The organism is Pseudoduganella danionis, from assembly GCF_009720775.1.
In the GTDB taxonomy this organism is placed as follows: Bacteria; Pseudomonadota; Gammaproteobacteria; order Burkholderiales; family Burkholderiaceae_D; genus Rugamonas; species Rugamonas danionis.
In genome coordinates, this window is record NZ_WNKW01000005.1 from 314,306 (window position 1) to 335,468 (window position 21,163).

Below are 21,163 nucleotides of genomic sequence, written 5' to 3' on the forward strand. Positions count from 1 at the left end.
GGCAGCATCAGCCGCTAGCGATACCACGGCTGGCTGATCTGCAGGGGCCGCACATCGAGCCGCAGTTTCAGCACCGTATAAGCTTCCGAAGTAGCCGATTCATAGCCTTCGCTTTCGGCCACGCGGGTGAACTTGAATTCGAAACCCAGCTCCGGATGGGGCTCGCCCGGCGCGGCCGTAGCGATGCCTATGGCCTGCGTCTGTACATTGTCGATCAGGCGCTCCATCATTATCAGCACGGCATTGTGGCCAAGAATATCGCTGGAATACACGGGCTGGCGGTTGGCCGGATGCAGCGGATCGACTTTGCCATCGATCTTGTCGGCCGAAGGCGTGTAGCGCCCGCTCGGCAGCTCGAAACGGTCACCGCGGTCGTAATAGCTGATACGCGCGTTGCTCAGATTGAACTGGGGCGTTGCTGCATCCACCGTCGCCTGCTGCAAGTCCAGCAGCAGCGCACCCTGATAGCCTATCACTTCCACATTGCGCTGGCCCTGCACCACCAGCGCCGTGTTTTCATCGATGCCCAGCCCCAGCTTGTAGCCTTTCTTCAGCATGGCCGGCAGCATGCGGGCAAAGCGTCCGCGCGCCAGCAAGTGCTGGTCGACAAACACATCTTTACCGATAAAGCCCAGACCGGGCGCCAGTTCCTTGCCGTCGTTGACGCCGCTGCTCAGGGTATCCAACACACTGCGCGTTTCGTCATACATGGTGCTGCTCATGATGGCCGCGCCGGCACTGGTGCCGGCGATCACGCCACCGCGTTGATACAAGTCCCAGATCGCCTGCAGAACAGCCGTGCGGCTGCCATCGGGCCGCACCAGCGCGCGCGTGATCTTGGTCTGGTCGCCGCCGGCGAAATACACGCCGCCCGCTTCGCGTATGCTTTGCGCCAGTTGCGCATCTTCCGCGTCGATGCGGTAATCGCGCTGCTTCAGGCTGGGCGCCAGCGGTACCACGAAGGCGGCGGCGCCGTAGCGGTTCAGATAGCTGGCGATATTGCGTCCCGAACGTTCGGGGTTGCCGGCCGCGGTAGGCAGAACGGCAATGCGTGCACCGGTACCGCCCGATAACTGGACGATGCGCTGCCACACCACGGCATTATCCGCCCGCAGCGCGCCGCCGATAATCACCAGCGAGCCTTGCGGCGGCGCCTCGGCCGCCCCGCCCTGTGTGCACCAGATCAAACCCGCTACCAGCCAGCCCAGCCACCGCTTCATACGCCACCCTCGTCAAATTCGCCTGTCAGGCAGAAAAACCGGCAAAAACCGGCTGCACTCCCCGAAAAAGGCTACAGCATACTGATATTTGCCACATTCTGGCAGAGCTATCTTGCGCCTGCATGCGCAATGATTTACTTCGGCTGGACGGGCTGCCTATAATTTACTGTCGGTTAAGACCACTCACAGGAGCCCGTCTTGCAACCATCGTCCTGCCTTGCCCTGAATTTTTCCAGCCTTTCAGCCGCGGGCACCAGCCAGCCGCTGAAGCTGCAGCTTGATCGCCTGCTGCCTGCAGTACGTAGCGTCGTGCGCAATGCGCAGCGCACAGCCCGCCGTGCCAGCGTATATACACTGGTACGCGCCGGATTGCTGGCCAGCCTGCTGGGCGCGCCGCTGGCCCAGTCCACCCAGTTCTACAACAAGGGCGCCGAGCCGGGCCTGCCGTTCTCGCTGGCCGTGCGTGCAGGCGACTACATCTTCATCTCCGGCCAACTGGGCATAGGCCCGGCCGGGCTGGCCAAAGGACTGGAAGCCCAGAGCAAGCAGGCCATGGAAAATATAGGCGCGATACTCAAGGGCCATAATCTGAACATGGACGATGTGGTCAAATGCACCATCATGCTGACCGATATGAGCAAGTGGGCCGATTTCAACCGCATCTACACAGGCTATTTCAAGCCTGAGCGGCTACCAGCGCGCAGTGCCATGGGCGTGAGTGCTCTGGCCATGGGCGGCGAAGTGGAAATCGAGTGCATCGCCTACCTGCCACGGAGGTTGTAAAACAGCCATCTGACTCTGCCATTTCTGCTATAGAATCATGCTCTTTACTCAACAACCGAGGCAGCGATGGCAGCACAGCAGAACCAACTCCGGCGCGGACTCAAAAGCCGCCACATCCAGCTCATCGCCCTCGGTGGCGCCATCGGCACCGGTCTATTTCTTGGCATAGCCCAGACCATACAGATGGCTGGCCCTTCCGTGCTGCTGGGTTATGCGATTGCCGGCGTGATCGCCTTCCTCATCATGCGCCAGCTCGGCGAAATGGTGGTCGATGAACCGGTGGCCGGCTCGTTCAGCTATTTTGCCGATAAATACTGCGGCCACTGGGCCGGTTTCATGTCGGGCTGGAATTACTGGGTGCTGTATGTGCTGGTCAGCATGGCCGAACTGTCGGCCGTGGGCATCTACGTGCAGTACTGGTGGCCAGCAGTGCCCACCTGGGCTTCCGCGCTGGCCTTCTTCCTGATTATCAATGCCATCAGCCTGTCCAATGTGAAGGCTTTCGGCGAAATGGAATTCTGGTTCGCCATTATCAAGGTAGTCGCCATCGTCGGCATGATAGGCTTCGGCGCCTATCTGCTGGCCACGGGCGGCGCGGGCGAACAGGCCAGCGTGGCCAATCTGTGGCAGCACGGCGGCTTCTTCCCTAACGGCTTAAGTGGCATGCTGATGGCCATGGCCGTCATCATGTTCTCGTTCGGCGGGCTGGAGCTGATAGGCATCACGGCAGCCGAGGCCGACAATCCGGCGCACAGCATCCCCAAAGCCACCAATCAGGCCATCTACCGCATCCTGATTTTCTATATCGGCGCACTGGGCATTTTGCTCTCGCTCTACCCGTGGCAGAAAGTGGTGACGGGTGGCAGTCCGTTTGTGCTGATCTTCCACGCCCTGAACAGCAATCTGGTGGCCAATGTGCTCAACGTAGTGGTGCTGACAGCCGCCCTGTCCGTGTACAACAGCGGCGTGTATTCCAACACCCGCATGCTGTACGGTCTGGCGCGTCAGGGCAATGCGCCGCGCGCACTGCTCAACGTGAATAGCCGCGGCGTGCCCGTCATCGCACTGGGCGTTTCCGCACTGGCGACAGGCATCTGCATCGTGATTAATTACCTAATGCCGGGCAAAGCCTTCGGTTTCCTGATGGGGCTGGTGGTGTCGGCGCTGATCATCAACTGGGCGCTGATTAGCTGGATCCATCTGCGCTTCCGTGCCGCCAAGCTGGCAGCCCAGCAGCCTAGCCAGTTCCGCAGCCCGGCCCAACCTTACACCAACTACCTGTGCCTGGCCTTCCTGCTCGGCATACTGGTGGTAATGTTCCTCACGCCGGATCTGCAACTGTCCGTCTATCTGATTCCCTTCTGGCTGGCAGCGCTGGCACTGGGCTACCGCCTGCGCGGCAAGCCGGTGGCGGAGCACGCGGCTTGAGCGGCAAGGCGCGACCTTACCGTAGCCTGTACTGCTACCCATGGGATGTCGCATCGGCTGCCCAGCATGGGCAGCGCCTGCAGCAACTGGGCATGAATGGCGTGACGCTGGCGGTCAGCTACCATGCGGGCAAATTCCTGCGCCCGCAGGCGGGCGACGCCCCACGCGTCATTTTTCCCGAAGACGGCGTGGTGTATTTCGAACCGCAGCCCGCGCTGTATGGTGAACTCAAGCCGCTCGCCCATTCTGATCCGGCCATGCGCCGCGTGCTGCCCGAGCTGGTGGCCGACGCTCAGTTGGCGGTGCACGCATGGACCGTGCTGCTGCATAACAGCCGGCTCGGCGCGCTGCATCCGCAATACACGGCACGCAATGTGTTCAGCGATGGCTATGTTTACAGCCTGTGCCCCATGCACGATGCCGTGTTCGCCTATGCCGTCAATCTGTGCCGTGACATCGCCGCACAAGGCGTGCATTCGCTGGTACTGGAAACGCCGGGCTGGCTACCGTTTGCCCATGGCTACCATCACGAGTTTGCCCAAGTGCGCAGCAACGTCTGGCTCGATACCATGCTGAGCCTGTGCTTCTGCGACGCCTGCATGGCCGCGGGCCGCCAGCATGGGCTGAACATGGACAGCCTGCGCGCTTCGATAGCACGTAGCGTCGACCAGTATCTGCAAGCGCCCGTGGATGCCACGCCTGCACAGGCGCAAGCATGGTTGCAGGCCGACCTGCTGGCTATGCCTGCGCTGGCCGAATGGCTAAGGCTGCGCCAGCGTCGTGTGACGGAGTTGGTGGGCGCTATCCGTGCAGCCATCCCGCCGCAGGTTGAGCTGGCCGTGATCGCCACCGTACAGCGCCCCACCGCCAGCAACTGGCTGGAAGGCATGGATCTGGCAGCACTGGCCCAGATAGCCGACTGGATAGAAGTACCGTTCTACGAAGCCGATGCCGCTGCCGTCGCCAGCGACGCCTGGGACTGCATACGCCGCCTCGGCGGCAGCGCGCAACTGCGCGCCATCCTGCGCCCCGGCCCACCTGATCTGGCTGACGGCGCCCAGCTAACCAAGGCCCTGGACCAGCTCGCCCAGCTAGGCATACGTGAACTGGGCTTCTACAACTTCGGCCTGCTGCGACCAGCCCGGCTGGAAGCGCTCGGCCTCGCGCTACGCCCCCTCCATGATGAGCCTGCCAGCCCAAGCTGAGCTCAGCTTTCAAAATGATGGTAAGCAGTTCTTGTAATTTGACAACGACTCCTTTAGCCTAAGTAATACTACGCAAGCGCCACAGGAACACCCAGCCAGGCCAGAGCGCTGCTGGGGCGCGCCCGTTCCCACTAAACACGGAGAACTCTATGTTTGACCGGCTTACCATCCGTACCCGTCTCACCGGCACCATCGCTTTGCTAGCCCTGCTGATGCTGTTTCTTGGCGCGCGCGGGATATTCGAGTTGCGAAAAAGCAACGAGATCCTGAAGGACGTGTATGGCAATTCCATGGTTTCCATGAAAGCCATCTACGAATCGCAAATCCAGCTCGACCGTGCCCGCTTATCGCTGGACCGGGTGGCACTCGATCTCGATAATGCGGCTTCGCAAGACCCACTCAAAAAGGCGCAGGATTTCATCGACGGTAACGAGAAATTCTGGAAGAGCTATCTGACACTGCCGTTCGGGCCTGGCGAAAAAGAACTGGCCGACAAGGCGGAAGCCAACCGCCAGGCGCTGATCAAGGAAGGTCTGCAGCCCGCGATCAAGGCACTGACGGACAAGAATCAGGACGAAATCCGCCGTCTGATGCTGGGCGAGATCACCCGCCTGTTCCGCCTCTACATAGAAGGCAATGAAAAACTCACCGCCTACCAGCTCGATATCACAGGCAAACATTATGCGGAAAGCCAGGCCGATTATTCGCGCAGCATGATGCTGTCGATAGTCGCCGTGGTCATCGGCCTGGGGCTGGCCGGCGTGTCCGGCCTGATGCTGCTGCGCGCCGTCATGCATCCGCTCGATGAGACGCGCACCCACTTCGAAGCCATGGCGCAAGGTAATCTGTCCAACCAGATCGACCAGAGCCGCGACGACGAGATGGGCGCCATGATGGTCGGCCTTAAACATATGCAGGAACGTCTGGCCGGCACGGTACGCAGTGTGCGCGAGGGCAGCGACGCCATCGCCACGGCCAGCAGCGAAATCGCCGCCGGCAATCTGGACCTGTCGCGCCGCACCGAACAGCAGGCCGCCAGTCTGGAAGAAACCGCGTCCTCGCTGGAAGAACTCACCTCCACCGTGCGGCAGAATTCGGAAAATGCACGTCAGGCCAGTGCGCTCGCCACCTCGGCCTCCGAGATTGCCATCAAGGGTGGCGAGCTGGTCAGCCGGGTAGTCGATACCATGGGGTCGATTACGGAATCGTCCGACAAGATCGCCGACATCATAGGCGTCATCGATGGCATTGCCTTCCAGACCAATATTCTGGCGCTGAATGCGGCAGTAGAAGCAGCGCGGGCCGGCGAACAGGGGCGCGGCTTTGCCGTGGTCGCCACCGAGGTGCGCAATCTGGCCCAGCGCTCGGCCGCTGCAGCCAAGGACATCAAGGCACTGATCACCGACTCGGTGGAAAAAGTGGGCAGCGGCAGCGCGCTGGTCAACGAGACCGGCAGCACCATGAATGAAATCGTCAGCAGCGTGGGCCGCGTCACCTCCATCATCAGCGAAATCAGCGAAGCGGGGCGCGAGCAGGAAATAGGCATAGAGCAGATCAACCAGGCCGTGGCCGAGATGGACAATGTGACCCAGCAGAATGCCGCACTGGTAGAACAGGCCGCCGCTGCATCACAAGCCATGCAGGAACAGGCCGCCAATCTGGCGCAGATGGTGGCTGTGTTCCAGATCGCTGGCGATACCCAGCGCCACGGCATTGCCCGCGCCAGCGCACCGGCAGCGGCCAGCACCGCGCCGGCCCGGCGCAGCGCGATTGCCCGCCCTGCCCGGGCCGCCATCAAAGCCAGTGTACCGGCAGCACAGGCCAGCAGTAGCGCCAGCAGCGCCAGTGCAGGCAAAGCCAGCCGGTCGGCCAGCAAAGCGGCGGAAGACGAGTGGGAAGAGTTTTAAACGCGGCTCAGGCGCTGCCCCAAGCGGGCGGCGCCTCGTCAGGCAGCAGGCAGGTGGCGCAATATGGTGGACATCATCTGCTCTACATCGAGCGGCTTGCCGATAAAGTCATCCATGCCGGCCGCCACGCACTGCTCACGTTCGGAAGCCATCACACCGGCCGTCATGGCCAGCACTGGCAAGTGCAAACGTAGTTCGCGCCGGATCGCCCGGGTCGCCGTGTAACCATCCATTTTCGGCATCTGTACGTCCATCAGAATCAGATCGAAGCTTTCGCCGCTACGCAGCAAGTCTAGCGCTTCTTCGCCATTGGCAGCCACCGTGACCTGTGCACCGGCCTGCTCTAATATGCCCTTGGCCACCGCCTGATTGATCAGATTATCTTCCGCCAGCAACAGGCGCGCACCTGCCAGCAGTTGCGGCGGCGCCGGTGTGCTGACCACTTCGCTCGTCGCCGGCGCCAGTGCCGTCTGCACGGCGTCGAACAGGCTGGAAGCGGTGACCGGCTTGGTGAGGAATTCAGGCGCAGCAGCATCGCTCATTTCCAGCGTCAGCTTGCTGCGGCCGAAAGCGTTGACCATGCAGATCAGCGGCACGGCAAACTCCTGCCGCACGGCGCCTATGAGCTGCGGTCCTGCCATGTCGGGCAACTGCCAGTCCACCAGCACAACATCGAAACGCACACCGCTGCACAGATGGGCCAGCGCTTCCGACCCGCTGCCCACGCTGACGCTGGTCCAGCCCCATGCGGCCAGCGTCATTTCTAGCGCGGCCAGACTGCTGGGGTTATCGTCGACCAGTAGCAGATGGCGCGGCTGGGCCGAGCGGTTAGGACCGCTCTGGGCCGATAGCTGGAACGGCAGCGTGAACTGGAAGGTGCTGCCCAGGCCGGGCTTGCTCCTCACCTCCACCCCGCCGCCCAGCAATTCGATGAGGCCTTTGGAAATGGTCAGGCCCAGCCCCGTGCCGCCGAAACGCCGCGTGGTGGACAGGTCGCCCTGCACAAACGGCGAGAACAAACGGGCCAGCTGTTCATCCGTCATGCCTATGCCGGTATCGCGCACGGTGAAACGCAGCTGGACCGCAGCACCCGGCACTTCAGCCCGCTCCACCAACACGGCCACTTCGCCCTGTTCGGTAAATTTGATGGCATTGCCCGTCAGGTTGACCAGTATCTGCTGCAGCCGCAGCGCATCGCCTATCAGCGCGCGCGGCACATCGGGCGCAACCCCCAGCGACAGCTCCAGATTGCGCTCGCCCACATTGATGCTCATGATGCTGGCCAGTGCATGCAGCACTTCGTCGAGATCGAACGGCGCCGGATAAACTTCGATTTTCCCCGCGCTCATCTTGGAGAAATCCAGAATATCGTTGAGGATGCCCAGCAGGGACTGGCCCGACGCCCGTATCATTTCCAGATAGCGCCCCTGTTCCGGCGTCAGTCCCGTCGTTGCCAGCAGGTGGGCCATGCCCAGCACGGCATTCATGGGCGTGCGCAACTCATGGCTCATATTGGCCACGAACACATCCTTGGCAGCGCTGGCGATCTGAGCCTGTTCCATGGCCTGGCGCAGCTCGCGTTCTGCCCGCTTGCGCTCCGTCACATCGCGCACGATGCCCACGAACAGATGCTGGCCTTCCACGAACAGCGCGCGGATCGACAATTCCAGCACAAAGGTATGGCCATTCTTGTGCAAGCCCTGCAGCTCGATGTTATTGCGCCCCACCACTGTCGGCACGAAGCCGGCCAGATAGCGCGCCACGCCGGCCTCATGGGCCGCGCGCATGGACTCGGGCATGAGCATGGTCAGCTGTTGCCCCATCACTTCTTCCGCCCTATAGCCAAAGATGCTGCTGGCAGCACGGTTGAACGAAGCGATGCGGCCATCGGCCGTCATGGTGATGATGCCATCACCCACGTTATCGATCACGGTGCGGGTGCGGGCTTCGCGGTCGACGGCAGCGCGCCGTGCCAGCTGCAGTTCATGCGTGCGGGCCTCGATGGCGCTTTCGAGCTGGTGGCGGTAATGCTGCAATTCCGCTTCCACTGCCTGCAGCGTCTGCATGGCTTCATCCGCTTCACGGAACTGCGGTTTGCGCACCAGTTGCTGCAGCCGGCCGCCCTTGCCCAGCGCGCTGGCGGCGACTGACAGGTCGCGCACGGAATGCTCTATCCTGCGGGCGAAGTACCACGCACCGGTAATCCCCAGCGCGAGCAGTACCACCACACCCAGACTAATCCAGCGTATCGATTCGAGCATTTCCGCCATCACCGTGCTGCGCGGCACGCCTATCACCACCGCCCAGCCCGACATCTGCGAATGGCTGTACATGGAATACACGGGCGTACCTTCCAGCGTGGTGGTGCGAAGCGCTGCCTCCCCCTTGTCGGCCATGCCGGCCAGCAGCGAAGGCGAACCGTATTTGCCGACAAATTTTTCCGGCTGGTGCGAGCGCGCCACGATCACTCCATGGCGGTCGAAGATACCGGCCACACGGCCTTCCGGCAAATGCTGTTCGCTCAGTATCTTGCCCAGCCGCTCAGGCAGGAATGCCACCGACAGCACGTACAGCACCTTGCCTTCACGTTCCACCGGCACGTGCACAGCCACCAGCGGGCGCTGCAGCGCACCGCCGATGAAGACATCGGAAATCAGCGTGCGTCCAGTCTGGAATACCTGATTGATACGCTCATAGCTGCCCGGATCCGCCAGTTTGCTGCCGTAAGGCCGCACTGTATTCAGCAACTGCACCGACTGGCGATCGCTGAGCACAAAGTTCAGGCCAGGGAATTCAGGACGCAGCGCTTTGCTGGCCAATTGGTAGAAGGCCGCCAGATCGCCACGGTCCAGACTGGGATCGTGCGACAGCGCCATGGCCATGGTGATGCCGGTATTCAGGTCGCGGTCCACCGCCTGCGCCAGCGCGCGCGCCGTGATCAGCGACTCGAGCTGGATCTGGTCGCGTTCGCGCTCGTAGAAATTATTCGCCAGTAGCGCCAGACCGATCAGCGCCGGCACGACGCAAGCCCACACCAGCGCATAGATCTGCGCCCGTATCGTAGGCAGAGGCTGCGTTGCGGCTTCACTCATAATGGCAAAAATATTTTCGTTTAAACAAATCTAGCACATCCTCCGCGCGCGTACTACAAACCCTGCCCCAGCTTTAGCAAGGCCGCCACATTGCGCGCCGCCAGTTGCAGATTCTGCCGCGCTTCGGCCAGCGCCTGCGCCACCGTGCACGGACGGCTCACTGCCGCCACGCTGGCCGCTATGCCATGCTGGTACACCAGCTCGACACCGCTGCCCAGACAACCGCCGATGGCGATCACCGGCTTGCCATACTGCTGCGCCAGCCGCGCCACACCTACCGGCGTCTTGCCATGCACGCTTTGCCGATCGATGCGGCCTTCGCCCGTCAGCACCAGATCGGCACTGGCGATGGCCTCGGCCAGCCCCACGGCCTGCGCCACAATCTCGACCCCGGGCCGCATGCGGCCGTGCAGGAATACCAGCATGGCGGCAGCTATGCCACCGCCTGCACCGGCACCGGGCAACTGTGCCACCTGCTGGCCGAACTGGCTCGCCAGTACATCAGCATAGCGCTGCAGCGCCGCGTCAAGCTGCTGCACCTGCTCCGGGCTGGCGCCCTTCTGCGGGCCGAATACGGCAGAGGCGCCATCCGGCCCCACCAGCGGATTGTCGACGTCGCAGGCGATCTGGAAACCGCACTCGGCCAGCCGCGCATCAAACTGCGCCAGGTCGATCGTTGCCAGTTGCGCCAGCGCTGCGCCACCGGCGGCCAGTTCTTGCCCATCACCATCGAGCAGACGGGCGCCGAGCGCCTGCAGCATGCCGGCGCCGCCATCGTTGGTGGCACTACCGCCTACGCCAAGAATGAAGCGACGCGCGCCTGCAGCGAGCGCGGCGCGGATCAACTGGCCCGTGCCATAAGTGCTGGCATGCAGCGCATCGCGCTGCTCTGGTGTGAGCAACTCCAGTCCGCTGGCGGCGGCCATTTCGATCACGGCGGTCAGGCCATCGCCCATCAGGCCATAAAACGCCGTTACCGGCTGGCCCAGCGGACCGGCCACCTCGCACACGATGCGCTGGCCGCCGCTCGCATCGATCAGGGCTTGCACCGTGCCTTCACCGCCATCCGCCATGGGCAGCTTGCAGTAGTCGGCATGCGGATAAATCTGGCGGAAACCCGCTTCAATTTCGCTAGCCACCTCCAGCGCAGACAGGCTTTCTTTGAACGAATCGGGCGCAATGACAATTTTCATAGTGGGCAGCGTTGCTAGGGAACGACAGTCTGGCACAGGCGTGCAAGCAGGCGTGGGCGCATGGTTCACCACGCTGTTCCTGCGGTTTTGCCCGCCACAGCCGCATGGCTGCGTTCCGGTTAAAGCGCCTATCCTACCAAAAGGAGCTGAACTGTGGCGTAGTTGCGACGCTGGGCAACATCACTGGTCGATATATCATCGTTGTAAAGACAGCCACTTCCCTCCACGCCCGCTTTTCTGCTGTATGATCTGCCGTTGCCCATGCCCACAAGGCTGCGACGGGCAAGGAACCACCACAATAAGACTGGAGTCACATGAGCCTATTTCGCACCAAGAATCTCGACGAGATGATCGCCCACAGCCGCAAACCTAGTGGCCTGGCAAAAGTTCTCGGTCCATTCGACCTGATCCTGATGGGTATCGGCGCCATTGTCGGCACCGGCATCTTCGTTCTGACCGGTACCGGCGCTGTCACGGCTGGCCCCGCGCTCACGCTGTCCTTCATCGTTGCGGCCATTGCCTGCGGCTTTGCGGCACTCTGTTATGCGGAATTCGCCTCCACCGTGCCGGTGGCTGGCTCCATCTACACCTACACTTATGCCACGCTGGGCGAACTGGCCGCGTGGATGATAGGCTGGGATTTGCTGTTGGAATACGGTCTGGCCACGTCGGCCGTGTCGGTAGGCTGGTCCGGCTACTTCCAGTCGCTGATCGCCGGTTTCGGCCTGCACCTGCCCGTCGAACTGACAGCCGCACCGGGCGCGCTGCCCGGCGTGACCACCTATATCAACCTGCCGGCCCTGTGCATCATGCTGGTGCTGACGGCCATGCTGGGCTGGGGTGTGCGCGAGTCGGCCCGCCTCAACAACATCATGGTGGCCATCAAGGTCGGCGTGGTACTGCTGTTCATACTGGTCGGTGCCCGCCACGTCGAGCCAGCCAACTGGCAGCCTTTCATGCCGTTCGGCTATCACGGCATGCTGACCGCTTCGGCACTGGTATTCTTCGCCTTCATCGGTTTCGACGCCGTGACCTCGGCCGCGGAAGAAGTCAAACGTCCCGAACGCGATCTGCCTATCGGCATCATCGGTTCGTTGGCAGCCTGTACCGTGCTGTATGTAATCGTATCGGCCATCATGACCGGCATTGTGCCTCACAAGCAGTTCCTCGGCATCGACCACCCGGTTTCGCTGGCGCTCAAGCACGCCGGTGAAAACTGGTTCGCCGGCTTCGTCGATCTGGGTGCGATTCTGGGCATGACCACCGTGATACTGGTGATGGCTTACGGCCAGACCCGCATCATTTTCGCCATGTCGCGCGACGGCCTGCTGCCCAAGCGTCTGTCGAATGTGCATCCGCGCCTGAAAACGCCGTTCTTCGCCACCTGGCTGGTTGGCATCATCTTCGGCCTGATCGCTGCCGTCGTGCCGCTAAATGTGCTGACCGAACTGATCAACATCGGTACGCTGGCTGCCTTCAGTCTGGTTTCCGTCGCCGTGATCATCATGCGCAAAAAACGTCCAGACCTGAAGCGTGCTTTCCGCTGCCCAGGCGTGCCTGTGGTGCCGGCACTGGCTGTGGCCTTCTGCGTGATGCTGATGGTCTACCTGAGCGCTTTCACCTGGGTGGCTTTCGGCGTGTGGCTGCTGCTGGGTCTGGCTGTCTACTTCGGCTATGCCCGCAAGCACTCGCTGCTGAACAAATAATCCTCACGGCCGGTGCCTGCACCGGCCTGCTAGCGCGCAGCGCCACGCGCTTCGATCTAGCGCAAACGGCAGATCGGCCAGATATGCGAATGTCTGGCCACCATGCCATCTTCCCTCATCTATTTCCGCAATCTTGACCAGCAGTCTGGCGACGCCCGCTTGCGCGCGCAGTGGCAAGCGCTGGCGGCCGCCAGCAATAGCAGCGAAGCCATCTACCAGACTCCGGCCTTCGCCGACTTTCTTACCACCTGCGCCGCACCGCAGCAGCGTTTCCACCTGTATGGCGCATACACCGCCAACCACCAGCCCTTGGGCCTGATACCGCTTTTGCACACGGGCCTGGCCACTGGTATCACCCAGCGCTGGTATCAACGCCAGCAGCTAGTGCTGCTGGGCAGCAGCCCCTTACTGCCAGCCGACGCGGCCCTGCTCGATGCGCTACATGATTTTTTGCTGGCCGAATTCCCGCGCGTGCAGGCGCTGGTGTATCGCGCATTGCCGCAGAACCATGCCATCTGGCTACACCTCCAGCAATCATCAATGCTGCTGCCACTCGCGCTACACGGCTGGCGCGGCTGCCACAGCATGGCACTGCCATCGAGTTATGCCGATTATCTGAACCGGCTTGGCAGCAAACGCCGCTACAACCTGAAGCGCCAGCAGCGCCAGTTAGTCGAAGCGGCTGGCGGCACGCTGGCGTTGCAAGTGATCCGACGCCCGGCCGAGGTGGCAGCGCTGGAGCAAGGTCTGCAACTCTGTTGCCCGCCCGCGCGACGGCTGCAGCTATGGGACACGAACGAAATGCAGGCCCTGGCACGACTGGGGCTGCTGCTATGCTTCCGCATCGATGCGGGAACGCAGTGCTGCGGTGTGGTACTGGGTCTGCAGAGCGGCACGGTCTATCACCTGTTCAACATTCTGCCCGCACCAGCATGGCAAGCACTGTCGGCCGGCACCAGCATCTTGCAACTGGCCCTGGCCTATCTGTGTGATGCGCAGCGCGGACACTGCCAGCGGGTGGAATTCGGCTACGGCCAGCCCGGGCACAGCTACCAGTCCAGCAATGCCGTCAGCCTGCGCAGCCACGTACTGGTGCTACGCGACAGCCCGGCCAACCGGCTGTACAGGCTATGGCATGGTGCACGTAGCGGCCTGCTGCAGCGCTTGCACAGCAAGCCTGATGTGCGCTAACAGATTGATTTTCAATAAATATTTCCTTCCCGCCACATTAAATTAGTGCGAAAAAAACCCGCGCCGCCGCCCTGTCTACCCTTTAATTCTTCTGCCAGCTGCCGTTATCAATGACAGAAGCGGTAGAAAAAAGCTGCGCCACTCCGACACGATGCAGCAAGCCGCATGGCCACACTTTAAAGAAAGAGCACGCGATGAACCTCACTCCCATTACTAGCCCGAACGGTCAAACCAGGACGAGCGATGTCAAGGCAGCCGAGCCATCTCACGCCTCTGCTCAAGCCGCTCCTGCCGAGAACACGCCTGCTGCGAGTGCCGCCCCTGTCACGCTGGACAAAAACCAGCTGAAGAACTCGGTCGATGCAATTAACCGCTACCTCAAGGATAACAGCGAGGTGCAGTTCAGTATCGACGACAGTAGCGGTGCATCCGTGATCAAGGTGGTAGATACGGAAACCAAGAAGATCCTGCGTCAGTTCCCGTCGCAGCAGGCACTCGACATCAGCAAGGATTTGCAGAGCAAAACCGGCCTGCTCCTGAAAGGCGAGGCCTGAACTGCGCGGCCCCGCTGGCCTAGCCGTAAGGGGTGTAGGTGAAGCCCTGGCCTATGGTCGCGGCCAGCGTGGTGACGTTCTCGAGACTTTCGCCGAAATAGGCTAAGACCTGGGCCTGGGTACCGCCGGCATTATTCATGTAGTTGAGCCAGTACGCTACGCCCCCGTCTTCGCCGGCGCGGTGCAGCACGTTATGGTAGAGCTTGTCGATAAAGTCGGCATTGCTCAGATTACTGCCATACATATCGATGAATTCCTTGCTGGTGACAAAGTTGCCAGCCACCTCATTGAGTGACATGCCCTTGTCCATCTGGTAGATCCAGAAGCCCAGACCGCCACTATCCGGCGTTCGGTTGAATGCTGCCTGATACAGCCGGTATGCCTGCCCACCTATACCGCTCACATCGAGCGCCAGCATGGTATCGGCAAACTGTAGCCGTTCGATATTGCTGAGCGTATCCACGCCTTCCGCACCCGTCTGGTCCGTGAGCGTATAGCCTGTGCTGGTGGCAGCCAGTGTGTAGCTGGCACGGTTAGCGTGGTACACCACCTTGTCTACCCCCGCAGCACCGTCGATCAGATCGTTGCCGGCGCTGTTCGTCAACACATCATTGCCGGAAGTACCCATATACACGCCCGACACCCGCGCGCTCGCTGGGCTCAGCAGTTTTTCCTGATAGCCCGCGCCATCCGTGTAGGAAAGCTGCACGGTAATCGCTGCTCCGGCCTGGCTAGCACCCAGTTGCAGCGTGCTGGTCGTGGCGCCGTTGATGGTCGTGCCGTCGGCCAGCCACTGGTAGTTCAGCAGCCCCAAGCCATCTGCATCGGCCACCGTGGTCAGTGCCGTCAGGGTCTGTCCAGTCTGGGGCGTGCCGCTGATAGTGACCGTACCGGTTGGCGCATGGTTGGCCGCCAAAGTGGTGAAACTTTCCGTCACCCCTGCAAACGCATTACCCGCGCCATCGCTGAGTGCAGCGGCGCCTATTACCAGCTTGTAGCCGCTGCCAGGTGCCAGATCGGCACTGGGATTGATCGTCACGGTGCTGCCGGCGATGCTGACGGCGCTACTGCCCGCCGAATAGGTTTCCACCAGTTCACCCGATGCAGTCTGCAGTTGTATGGTGCCGCTGCCGAACTTGATGTTTTCACTAAAATTCAGCACCAGATTGGCGCTGACCGCCACTTTGCTGGCACCATTGGCCGGCGTGCTGCTGAGCAGAGTAGGCGCGCTGGTGTCACCAAAATACGTGCTGAGGTCGATACTGTTGCGGCCGGTGTTGAACACCAGTTTTTCGATGTTGTACAACTTGGCGTGCAGCGAGGCGCTGGCGCCGGAAACGCTATCGACCGTCACCGCGCCATCGCTAAGCTGGGCGATCACATAGTCACTCTGCTTGGAGGTACCTAGATTCAGCGTATCCACCCCACCCAGGCCATCGAGCGTAAAAGTCCCGGCCTGCACCACGGTCCAGGAATCATTATTTGCTGTACCCAAAATTGTTGCCATCTACAACCTCCACGTATGTCGATCTAATTATTGCAGCAAATTATGCAGCAAACACCAGCCAGCGTTGGAATTCTGCAGCCGGCCGCCACGCTGCTTGCCTTTCTTCCTTTCTGGCATCAAAATCGCTGGGAATAGGCATTATCACAACACCACATGCATACTATGCCGCGACACCATTCCATCCTGCAGCCTTGCGCTCTGATCCTGACCCTGTCCAGCATGCTGCCGATGGCCCATGCTGGACAGCCGGAAGCGGGCAGCATGGCACCGGAGTTCAGCCTGGCCAGCCCACAGGGCACGATACGGCTGGCTGACTACCGCGGCAAGACCGTGTATCTGGATTTCTGGGCTTCGTGGTGCGGCCCATGCAAGCAATCCTTCCCGTGGATGAATGCCATGCAGGCCAAATACGCGGCGCAAGGCTTGCAGGTGATTGCCGTCAATCTCGATGCCAAAGCCGAAGATGCCCACACCTTCCTGTCCAGCGTACCGGCCCAGTTTACTATCGCCTTTGATGCGGCCGGCGTCTCAGCCCAGCAATATCGCATCAAAGGCATGCCCAGCAGCGTGCTGATAGGACGCGATGGCAAGGTACTCAGCGTCCATGCGGGCTTCAATCAGGCGGCCAGGGCCGAACTCGAACAACAGATCACCACTGCACTGGGAGTAGCTCCATGAAGCGTCTTATTCTGCGCGGCAGCGCACTGGCTGCCTGCTTGCTGCTAAGCGCATGCGCCGGCATCACGCCGGTGCAGCCATGGCAGAAAGGCATACTGGCCAAACCTGAAATGACCTTTGCCGGAGACAACCTAGGCAATGAATTCAACGAACACATTTATTCCAGCCGTGAAGGCGCTTCCGGTGGCAGCGGTGCCAATGGCGGCGGCTGCGGCTGCTACTAAGGCGGTGCCATGAGTCAGACCACCTCCCGCCGCCCGCTGCTGGCCGCAGCACTGAGCCTGCCCCTGCTCTCGGCGCAAGCTGAAGCACCGCCCGACAACGCTACGCTGGCCTTCAAATATCTCGACTATCAGGATAGCCAGCCCGGTGCCAACCGGGTGCGCGTGACAGCGCCCGAAGTCAGCCTGATGACACCGGTCGGCCAGGCCTGGTCGCTCAGTGCCAACCATATCGTCGACAGCATCACGGGAGCCTCGCCGGCCTACCATACGGAAGCACTGATCCGTCTGCACGACCAGCGCCGCGCCAGCGACATCAGCATGACCCACTACAGCGAGCTGACCACGGCCACCATCGGTGCCAGCTATTCGGCCGAAGCCGACTATGTGTCGCGCGGCCTCAGCCTGGCCGGCACGCTCTCCACCGAAGACAAGAACACCACCTGGAATGCCGGCCTCAACGTCCTGCACGATACGATAGACCCCAGCAACCAGATCGTCAGCAACGAGCGCAAGAATGTGCTCGACCTCTCGCTGGGCTGGACCCAGGTACTCAGCACCCATGATCTGGCCCAGCTACTGTTCGGCTATTCGCGCGGACGCGGTTACTTCAGCGATCCCTATAAAGTGTTCGACCAGCGCCCGCGCACGCGCAAGCACAGCACCGTGCTGCTGCGCTGGAACCACCATCTGGAAAGCAGCGGCGGCACCAGCCGGCTCAGCTATCGCTACTATCAGGATAGTTTCGCCATCCACGCCCATACGCTGACGGCAGAGTACGTTCAGCCACTGGCAGGCGGCTGGACCCTGACGCCACAGCTACGCCTGTACAGCCAGAGCGCGGCCGACTTCTACGTGGAGCACGACATCAGTTCCGATCCGTTTCCCACCAATCCGCCCGTCACGGCCAGCTATTACACGGAAGAGCAAAGGCTGGCCGCGTATGGCGCCCGCACGCTGGGACTGACGGTCAGCAAGAAGCTGGGCCTGTGGAGTGTGGACTTGCGTGGCCAGCACTATGAACAGCGTAGCAACTGGAGCTGGTTTGGCAGCGGTAGCCGCAATCTGGCGCCGTTCCGCGCCCGCATAGTGCAGTTTGCCGTAACGCGCCAGTTCTGACAGCGTGGAGATCTTTCGTCTGCCGTTTGGCGCCATGGCCAGCCAGTGCGAAATCGTGCTGGCCGCGCCCGACCTCGCGCGCGCGCGCACGCAGGCCGCTGCCGCGATGGCGGAAGTGGCCAGGATAGAACACAAGTACTCGCGCTATCGGCCCGACAGCATCGTGGCAAGGATCAATCAGGCCGCAGGCCGCACCGCCGTGCAGTGCGACGATGAAACGCTGGCGCTGCTGCAGTTCGCCGACGAGCTTTACCAGCATAGCGCCGGCCTGTTCGACCTCACTTCGGGCGTGCTGCGTCAGGCCTGGGACTTCCGCCAGCCGCGCCTGCCGGATGCGGCCCGGCTAGCCGAGTGTCTGCAACGGATAGGCTGGCCGCGCGTGCAGCGTGACGGCGCCAGCATCTACCTGCCGCAGGCCGGCATGCAGCTGGACTTCGGCGGCTTCGGCAAGGAATATGCGGCCGACCGCGCCGCTGATGTGCTGCGCCAGCATGGCGTGCAGCATGGCTATGTCAACCTGGCCGGCGACTTCCGCATCCTCGGCCCGCGCCCCAACGGCACACCATGGCAGATCGGCATACAGGACCCGCGCCAGCGCGACCGTCTGGTGGCCAGCATCCCCGTACTGCAGGGCGCGCTCACCACCAGTGGCGATTACGAGCGCTATTTCGAGCTCGATGGCCAGCGCTATTGCCACATTCTCGATCCGCGCGATGGCCAGCCGGTACGCTACTGGCGCTCGGTGACGATACTCGCGCCGCTGGCCATTGTCGCTGGCGGCGTGAGCACCATCGCCATGCTAAAACAGCAACAGGGGCTAGCCTATCTCGAAGCTAGTGGCTATAGCTATCTGGCCATAGACCATCAGGGCCAGCCCCATCAGGCCGTGCGCCACCAGACGCCTTAGATCAAGATTGGCCGCCCCGGGAACGCCGCGCCACGGCGCTTTCCTGCATCAGCGCGCAACACTGGCGCACGCCCTCCGCTTATATTTCCTGCAGCCATTGCTAATTTAGAAGCCACCATCTATATTCGTGGTGCAACAAGGTAGTTTGGCCGTCTTTTTACTTTTGTCTGGACCTATGAAGCTTTCCGTCGTCATTGTCGATGATTCGGAGATTAACCTCTCCCTGTTCAAGAATTTCGTTGCACGCATCGACGGACTGGACCCGCTGTGCTTCAGTGTCTCGGCCGATGCCTTGAACTGGTGCGAACAGCATGGCGCCGACATCGTCATCGTCGATTACATGATGCCGGCGCCGGATGGCATCGAAGTGGTCAAGCGCATCGCCCGCATGCCGCATATGCGCGATGTACCAGTGATCATGATTACCGCCAACGACCAGAAACAGGTGCGCGTGGCAGCGCTGGAATCCGGTGCGACCGACTTCCTCAACAAGCCGGTCGACAAGAGCGAATTCATCGCCCGTATCCGCAACATGGCCACCATGCGGCGCAGCCAGCGCCTGCTGAGCGACCGCGCCGCCCTGCTGTCCGAAGAAGTGGCGCAGGCCACACGTGCCATCATCGAACGCGAACGCGATACCATCGTACGGCTGAGCCGCGCGGCCGAATACCGCGATCCCGAAACGGGCAACCACATCCTGCGCATGGCCCATATCGCCAAACTGGTGGGCGCGCAGATGGGCTTGAGCGCCGCCGATCAGACTTTGCTGCTGGAAGCGGCCCCCATGCACGATATCGGCAAGGTGGGCATCCCCGATCACATCCTGCTGAAGCCGGGGCGGCTCAATCCCGAAGAATTTTTCATCATGAAGCAGCATGCCGAAATCGGCTACGCCATCCTCAGCAACAGCCCTTCGCCGATACTCGATGCGGCCGCCGAGATCGCCCTGTGCCACCACGAAAAGTTCGATGGCAGCGGCTATCCGCGTGGCCTGCGCGGCAAGGAAATTCCCCTGTTCAGCCGCATCGTCGCGGTCTCCGATGTATTCGATGCGCTGACTTCGGCACGGCCTTACAAGCGCGCGTGGGAGCTCGATCGGGCGCGCGATTTCCTGATCGACAATAGCGGCAACCATTTCGATCCCGACTGCGTCGATGCCTTCCTCAAAGTCTGGGACGAGGTGCTGCGCGTGCGCGAGCAGATAGGCATAGACCGCTGCGACAGCGACGATTTCAACGAACCCAGCCACCCCTAGTCTAGCGAGCCTCGCCATGCAGATCCAGCAAGCCAGCTTCAAACCGGGCGACGACGTCGCCGCCGCACTCGCACCGCTGAGTGCCATCGCACCGCAACTGGTGCTGGTGTTCGCCGCGCCGCAGTTCTTTAGCGGCAGCGGCGCGGCGGAGCAGCTGACGGCCCAGCTACAGGCCACGTTTCCGGCCGCGCAGCTGATAGGCTGCTCGACTGCCGGCGAAATCAATGGCGCCTGCGTGCAGGAAAATAGCGCTGTCGTCACGGCCGTACATTTCCAGCATGCGCGCGTGCTGGCAGCGGCCACCGAACTGACCGGCATGGAAGCTTCGTATGCTGCTGGCCAGCGGGTCGGCAAGGCACTGGCCCAGCCAGATCTGCGCGCGGTGCTGGTGTTTGCGCCCGGCGTGGCCGTCAACGGCAGCGCGCTGGTGGCCGGCATGACGGCAGCACTGGGCTCCAGCCTGCCCATCATGGGCGGTCTGGCCGGTGACAATGGCGCTTTCCAGCAGACCTGGACCATAGGCAAGGATGGCATTTCGCCGCGCGCCGTGGTGGCCGTGGGGCTGGCCGGCGCCCAGCTGCAGATCGGCCATGGTTTCTTCGGCGGCTGGCGCGCGTTCGGCCCGGCGCGCTGCGTGACGCGCTGCGAAGGCAATCTGCTGTATGAACTTGATAACGAACCGGCACTGGAAGTGTACAAGCGCTATCTGGGTGATTATGCACGCGACCTGCCCGCTTCGGGCCTGCTGTTCCCGTTCGAGATGCTGGGCGACGATCTGTCCGAAGTCGGCCTGATCCGCACCATCCTCGGCATCGACGAAGCCAATGGCTCGCTGCTGCTGGCAGGCGCCATCCATCAGGGCGGCTTCCTGCGCCTGATGCAGGCGTCCACCGATGCGCTGATCGACGGCGCCGAAGTGGCGGCGGAAAAAACCATCGAAATGCAGCAGCCGGCCACGCCCCATCTGGCGCTGCTGGTGTCCTGCGTGGGCCGCAAGCTGGTCATGGGCGACCGCGTGGAAGAGGAAATCGAGGCCGTCACGGCCAGGTTGGGCAAACAGGCCCACGCCACCGGCTTCTACTCGTATGGCGAAATTACGCCGTTTGCACCGGGCGTGGCGTGCGAAGTACACAACCAGACCATGACCATTACCACCATCAGCGAGCGCGCATAAGCATGGACCGGCAGCGGCCATCG

At 61.9% G+C, this 21,163-nt stretch carries 17 protein-coding genes; 13 read left to right on the forward strand and 4 right to left on the reverse strand.

The window, feature by feature from the left end; translation table 11 throughout:
- Positions 1-14: 14 nt before the first annotated feature.
- A complete protein-coding gene (locus GM655_RS17925; protein WP_155436050.1) occupies positions 15-1,220 on the reverse strand; it encodes a cyanophycinase in 1,206 nt (401 codons plus the stop codon).
- A gap of 198 nt (positions 1,221-1,418) precedes the next feature.
- On the opposite strand from GM655_RS17925, the gene GM655_RS17930 reads away from it, so the two are divergent.
- From GM655_RS17930 to GM655_RS23255, 4 genes are all read left to right on the forward strand, one after another.
- Positions 1,419-2,003 carry a RidA family protein gene (locus GM655_RS17930; RefSeq protein ID WP_229632624.1) on the forward strand — a complete coding sequence of 195 codons (585 nt, stop codon included), beginning with the start codon at positions 1,419-1,421 and terminating at the stop codon, positions 2,001-2,003.
- Positions 2,004-2,069: 66 nt separating this feature from the next.
- Complete coding sequence (locus GM655_RS17935; RefSeq protein WP_155436051.1) at positions 2,070-3,431, forward strand: amino acid permease; 1,362 nt, start codon at positions 2,070-2,072, stop codon at positions 3,429-3,431.
- Positions 3,428-4,636, forward strand: coding sequence for a hypothetical protein (locus GM655_RS17940; RefSeq protein ID WP_155436052.1), 1,209 nt, complete (start codon positions 3,428-3,430; stop codon positions 4,634-4,636). Before GM655_RS17935 ends, GM655_RS17940 begins: the two co-directional genes overlap by 4 nt.
- Positions 4,637-4,785: 149 nt before the next feature.
- Complete coding sequence (locus tag GM655_RS23255; protein ID WP_155436053.1) at positions 4,786-6,543, forward strand: methyl-accepting chemotaxis protein; 1,758 nt, start codon at positions 4,786-4,788, stop codon at positions 6,541-6,543.
- Between the two features lie 38 nt (positions 6,544-6,581).
- Here the strand turns inward: GM655_RS23255 and GM655_RS17950 are convergent, their stop codons facing one another.
- Both GM655_RS17950 and GM655_RS17955 read right to left on the reverse strand, forming a co-directional pair.
- A complete protein-coding gene (locus GM655_RS17950) occupies positions 6,582-9,635 on the reverse strand; it encodes a response regulator (RefSeq protein WP_155436054.1) in 3,054 nt (1,017 codons plus the stop codon).
- 53 nt (positions 9,636-9,688) lie between these two features.
- Entirely contained in the window at positions 9,689-10,828 is a 1,140-nt protein-coding gene (locus GM655_RS17955; RefSeq protein ID WP_155436055.1) for a glycerate kinase, read from the reverse strand.
- 314 nt (positions 10,829-11,142) lie between these two features.
- On the opposite strand from GM655_RS17955, the gene bcaP reads away from it, so the two are divergent.
- From bcaP to GM655_RS17970, 3 genes are all read left to right on the forward strand, one after another.
- Positions 11,143-12,534 (forward strand): branched-chain amino acid transporter BcaP, encoded by a 1,392-nt coding sequence (gene bcaP, locus GM655_RS17960; protein ID WP_155436056.1) that lies wholly within the window; start codon positions 11,143-11,145, stop codon positions 12,532-12,534.
- 102 nt (positions 12,535-12,636) lie between these two features.
- On the forward strand, positions 12,637-13,725 hold the full coding sequence (locus tag GM655_RS17965) for a GNAT family N-acetyltransferase (RefSeq protein ID WP_155436057.1): 1,089 nt from the start codon (positions 12,637-12,639) through the stop codon (positions 13,723-13,725).
- 194 nt (positions 13,726-13,919) lie between these two features.
- Positions 13,920-14,279, forward strand: a complete 360-nt coding sequence (locus GM655_RS17970) for a flagellar protein FlaG (RefSeq protein ID WP_196308800.1) — start codon at positions 13,920-13,922, stop codon at positions 14,277-14,279.
- A 19-nt stretch (positions 14,280-14,298) separates the two neighbouring features.
- On the opposite strand, the gene GM655_RS17975 is transcribed toward GM655_RS17970, so the two are convergent.
- Entirely contained in the window at positions 14,299-15,786 is a 1,488-nt protein-coding gene (locus tag GM655_RS17975; protein WP_155436059.1) for a DUF4214 domain-containing protein, read from the reverse strand.
- Between the two features lie 162 nt (positions 15,787-15,948).
- On the opposite strand from GM655_RS17975, the gene GM655_RS17980 reads away from it, so the two are divergent.
- The 6 genes from GM655_RS17980 (at position 15,949) to GM655_RS18005 (ending at position 21,140) form a co-directional block, all read left to right on the forward strand.
- Positions 15,949-16,464, forward strand: coding sequence for a TlpA family protein disulfide reductase (locus GM655_RS17980; protein WP_229632625.1), 516 nt, complete (start codon positions 15,949-15,951; stop codon positions 16,462-16,464).
- Complete coding sequence (locus tag GM655_RS17985; RefSeq protein WP_155436060.1) at positions 16,461-16,688, forward strand: DUF4266 domain-containing protein; 228 nt, start codon at positions 16,461-16,463, stop codon at positions 16,686-16,688. Before GM655_RS17980 ends, GM655_RS17985 begins: the two co-directional genes overlap by 4 nt.
- A 9-nt stretch (positions 16,689-16,697) precedes the next feature.
- Positions 16,698-17,804, forward strand: a complete 1,107-nt coding sequence (locus tag GM655_RS17990; RefSeq protein WP_155436061.1) for a DUF3570 domain-containing protein — start codon at positions 16,698-16,700, stop codon at positions 17,802-17,804.
- A 4-nt stretch (positions 17,805-17,808) separates the two neighbouring features.
- Positions 17,809-18,711, forward strand: coding sequence for an FAD:protein FMN transferase (locus GM655_RS17995; protein WP_371866877.1), 903 nt, complete (start codon positions 17,809-17,811; stop codon positions 18,709-18,711).
- A gap of 175 nt (positions 18,712-18,886) precedes the next feature.
- Complete coding sequence (locus GM655_RS18000; RefSeq protein ID WP_155436062.1) at positions 18,887-19,966, forward strand: HD-GYP domain-containing protein; 1,080 nt, start codon at positions 18,887-18,889, stop codon at positions 19,964-19,966.
- A 16-nt stretch (positions 19,967-19,982) separates the two neighbouring features.
- Positions 19,983-21,140, forward strand: a complete 1,158-nt coding sequence (locus tag GM655_RS18005) for an FIST signal transduction protein (RefSeq protein ID WP_155436063.1) — start codon at positions 19,983-19,985, stop codon at positions 21,138-21,140.
- Positions 21,141-21,163: the final 23 nt, after the last annotated feature.

Excerpts from the sequence above, each read along its gene's own strand:
- GM655_RS17925 (WP_155436050.1), bottom strand. The coding sequence starts at position 1,220 with ATGAAGCGGTGGCTGGGCTGGCTGGTAGCGGGTTTGATCTGGTGCACA.
- GM655_RS17935 (WP_155436051.1), top strand. The coding sequence starts at position 2,070 with ATGGCAGCACAGCAGAACCAACTCCGGCGCGGACTCAAAAGCCGCCAC.
- GM655_RS23255 (WP_155436053.1), top strand. The coding sequence starts at position 4,786 with ATGTTTGACCGGCTTACCATCCGTACCCGTCTCACCGGCACCATCGCT.
- GM655_RS17950 (WP_155436054.1), bottom strand. The coding sequence starts at position 9,635 with ATGAGTGAAGCCGCAACGCAGCCTCTGCCTACGATACGGGCGCAGATC.
- GM655_RS17955 (WP_155436055.1), bottom strand. The coding sequence starts at position 10,828 with ATGAAAATTGTCATTGCGCCCGATTCGTTCAAAGAAAGCCTGTCTGCG.
- bcaP (WP_155436056.1), top strand. The coding sequence starts at position 11,143 with ATGAGCCTATTTCGCACCAAGAATCTCGACGAGATGATCGCCCACAGC.
- GM655_RS17965 (WP_155436057.1), top strand. The coding sequence starts at position 12,637 with ATGCCATCTTCCCTCATCTATTTCCGCAATCTTGACCAGCAGTCTGGC.
- GM655_RS17970 (WP_196308800.1), top strand. The coding sequence starts at position 13,920 with ATGAACCTCACTCCCATTACTAGCCCGAACGGTCAAACCAGGACGAGC.
- GM655_RS17975 (WP_155436059.1), bottom strand. The coding sequence starts at position 15,786 with ATGGCAACAATTTTGGGTACAGCAAATAATGATTCCTGGACCGTGGTG.
- GM655_RS17980 (WP_229632625.1), top strand. The coding sequence starts at position 15,949 with ATGCCGCGACACCATTCCATCCTGCAGCCTTGCGCTCTGATCCTGACC.
- GM655_RS17985 (WP_155436060.1), top strand. The coding sequence starts at position 16,461 with ATGAAGCGTCTTATTCTGCGCGGCAGCGCACTGGCTGCCTGCTTGCTG.
- GM655_RS17990 (WP_155436061.1), top strand. The coding sequence starts at position 16,698 with ATGAGTCAGACCACCTCCCGCCGCCCGCTGCTGGCCGCAGCACTGAGC.
- GM655_RS18000 (WP_155436062.1), top strand. The coding sequence starts at position 18,887 with ATGAAGCTTTCCGTCGTCATTGTCGATGATTCGGAGATTAACCTCTCC.
- GM655_RS18005 (WP_155436063.1), top strand. The coding sequence starts at position 19,983 with ATGCAGATCCAGCAAGCCAGCTTCAAACCGGGCGACGACGTCGCCGCC.